This window comes from Streptomyces sp. NPDC041135 (genome assembly GCF_055592085.1).
This window is the reverse complement of the sequence record NZ_JBVIYZ010000111.1, coordinates 1-1,032: the sequence shown is the minus strand read 5'-3', so window position 1 is coordinate 1,032 and position 1,032 is coordinate 1. Positions and strand designations below refer to the sequence as shown.

General features: G+C 70.6%; 1 protein-coding gene and 1 pseudogene. Both read right to left on the bottom strand.

Annotated elements, in window-relative coordinates; all coding sequences use genetic code 11:
- Positions 1-180: pseudogene (locus tag ACZ6CZ_RS38105) on the bottom strand (pyridoxal 5'-phosphate synthase glutaminase subunit PdxT); the annotation flags it as partial.
- Between the two features lie 24 nt (positions 181-204).
- A partial coding sequence (gene pdxS, locus ACZ6CZ_RS38100; protein WP_469030707.1) for a pyridoxal 5'-phosphate synthase lyase subunit PdxS occupies positions 205-1,032 on the bottom strand: 828 nt, incomplete at its 5' end.

Genomic DNA, 1,032 nt, shown 5'->3' with positions numbered 1-1,032 from the left:
GACGGCCAGCTTGGAGATGGTGGTGGACTCGCCGCCGGGCAGCACGAGGCCGTCCACCTCGGCGAGTTCCTCGGGGCGCCGCACCGGCCTGGCCACGGCGTCGGCCGCGGCCAGGGCGATGAGGTGCTCCCGTACGTCGCCCTGGAGGGCCAGGACGCCTATGACAGGTGCATCGGTCATGTGGGTGCAGTCCTCAGGGGGTGCTTACCAGCCGCGGTTGGCGTAGCGCTCGGTCTCGGGGAGGGTGTCGCAGTTGATGCCGACCATGGCCTCGCCGAGGTTGCGGGAGGCGTCCGCGATGATCTTCGGGTCGTCGTAGAAGGTGGTGGCCTTCACGATGGCGGCGGCGCGCTTGGCCGGGTCGCCGGACTTGAAGATGCCGGAGCCGACGAAGACGCCCTCGGCGCCGAGCTGGCGCATCAGGGCGGCGTCGGCCGGGGTGGCGACGCCACCGGCGGAGAACAGCACGACCGGGAGCTTGCCCAGCTCGGCGACCTCGCGGACCAGCTCGTAGGGGGCGCGCAGCTCCTTGGCGGCGGCGTACAGCTCGTTGTTGTCGTAGCCGCGCAGCCTGGCGATCTCGTTCTTGATCTGGCGCAGGTGGCGGACGGCCTCGACGACGTTGCCGGTGCCGGCCTCGCCCTTGGAGCGGATCATCGCGGCGCCCTCGGCGATGCGGCGCAGGGCCTCACCGAGGTTGGTGGCACCGCAGACGAAGGGGGTGGTGAACGCCCACTTGTCGGAGTGGTTGACCTCGTCGGCCGGGGTGAGGACCTCGGACTCGTCGATGTAGTCCACACCGAGGGACTGCAGCACCTGGGCCTCGACGAAGTGGCCGATGCGGGACTTGGCCATGACCGGGATGGAGACGGCCTCGATGATGCCCTCGATCATGTCCGGGTCGGACATCCGGGCCACGCCGCCGTCCTTGCGGATGTCGGCCGGGACCCGCTCCAGCGCCATGACGGCGACGGCGCCCGCGTCCTCGGCGATCTTCGCCTGCTCCGGCGTGACGACGTCCATGATCACGCC